Genomic DNA, 1,908 nt, shown 5'->3' on the forward strand with positions numbered 1-1,908 from the left:
CCACGGCCTGGCTCACGCTGGATGCCGCCGACAACGATGTCTCGCGCTTTCTGCAATGCCTGGGTGCGGCCGTGCGCGGCCTGGGCGGCATGGCCGAGCGCGAGGCGGACGGGCCGGGCGAGCTGTCCCGGGCGCTGCAGTCGCTGGCCGGCGAAGGCCGGTCGTTTGCGCTGTTCATCGACGATTTCGAGGTGCTGCACAACGATGCCGTGCTGGGCCTGGTGCGCCAGCTGATGGAGCAGTTGCCCGTGCACGGCCGGCTGGTCATAGGCTCGCGCGCGCTGCCGGCCCTGGGACTGGGGCGGCTGCGCACCAGCGGCCAGCTGCTGGAGATCGATGCGGCGCTGCTGCGCTTTTCAGCGGCCGAGGCCGAGGAGTTCTTTCGCCTGCGCGGCTGCGCGCTGCCGCGCGAGGCCGTGGCGCGCCTGGTGGACAAGACCGAAGGCTGGATAGGCGCGCTGTGGCTGGCCTCGCTGGCGCTGGAGCGGCATGGGGCGCACAGCGATTTCATCGAGCGCTTCTCGGGCTCGGAGCGTGCCGTGGCCGACTACCTGGCCGAGGACGTGCTGGCACAGCAGGCCGCGCCCGTGCGCGATTTTTTGCTGCGCACCAGCATCCTGCGCACGCTGGATGCCCAGGTCTGCCAGGCCCTGGTGCCGCGCGCCGATGGCGCCGCCATGCTGCAGGCGCTGGAGCAGGCCCATCTGTTCTTGCTGCCGCTGGCCGACGAAGGGCAGGGCAGGCGCAGCTGGCGCTACCACAGCATGTTTGCCGACTTCCTTCGCGCCCAGCTGCAGCGCGAGCGCCCCGGCGAGGTGCAGCGCCTGCATCTGGCGGCCAGCGGCTGGTACGAATCCTGCGGCCGGCCGGTGCCGGCCATCGAGCATGCGCTGGAGGGCGGCGACCCGCCCCATGCGCTGGCGCTGCTGCGGCGCCATGCCGAGGCGCTGATGGAGCAGGGCCGCATGCGCCTGCTGTCGCGTTGGTTCACGGCCCTGCCGGCGCCGCTGCTGGCGCGCGAGCCGCTGCTGCAGGCCGTCGCCGCCTATGCCGACTGCTTCACCCGTGGTCCCGTGCAGGCACAGCTGTGGCTGGATGCGCTGGAGCCCGGCATGGCCGCCGACCCTGCGGCGCAGGCCCTGGTCATCGCCCTGCGGCCGCTGCTGCTGGCCATGATGGACCGCGTGGAAGAGGCTGCGCCCCTGGGCCGCGAGGCGCTGGCGCGCCTGCCCAGCTGCCGGCCCTTTGCGGACAGCTCGCTGACCAATGCCATGGCCTACGTGGCATCGGTGCTGGGCGATACCGACGAGGCCCGCCGCCTGCTGGATGCGGCACGCAGCACCCAGGCCGGCAGCCTGTTCAGCCGCATGTACACCGAGGCCATGGAAGGCGTGCTGGACCTGTCCGCCGGCCGGCTGCGCCAGGCGGCAGCGCGTTTCAGGGTGGCGCTGGCTGCCACGCCGCGCAGCGCGGCCTACAACCCCACCAACGGCAATGCCTGGGCAGGCGTCCTGTACGCGGGGGTGCTCTACGAGGGCAATGACATCGACGGCGCCGATCACCTGCTGCAGGTCTACCTGCCGCTGGCACGCGATGTGGGCCTGCCCGACCACGTGATCGCCAGCTACCGCATGCGCGCGCGCATCGCCTTCCTGCGCGGCGACGTGGATGCCGCCGTGGGCCTGCTCACCGAACTGGAATACCTGGGGCACGAGCGCCAGCTGCCGCGCGTGACGGCCAGCGCGCGGCTGGAACATGCGCGCATCTTCGTGCTGCAGGGCAACCGGGCGGCCGCGTCCGAGGCGCTGGAGCGTGCCGACGACCCTGGCGTATGGCCGCGCGTGGAACGCCTGCGCCTGCCGCCGCACGAGGTGGAGGACATCGCCATCGCCCGGCTGCGCTGGGGGC

General features: G+C 72.5%; 1 protein-coding gene. It reads left to right on the plus strand.

The genetic code is table 11. From position 1 onward, the window contains the following. Positions 1–1,908: hypothetical protein (locus L995_RS16915; RefSeq protein ID WP_047472724.1), on the plus strand; the 1,908-nt coding region annotated here is incomplete at both ends.

It is taken from the genome of Delftia sp. ZNC0008 (assembly GCF_000799035.1).
Taxonomy (GTDB): Bacteria; Pseudomonadota; Gammaproteobacteria; order Burkholderiales; family Burkholderiaceae_C; genus Comamonas; species Comamonas tsuruhatensis.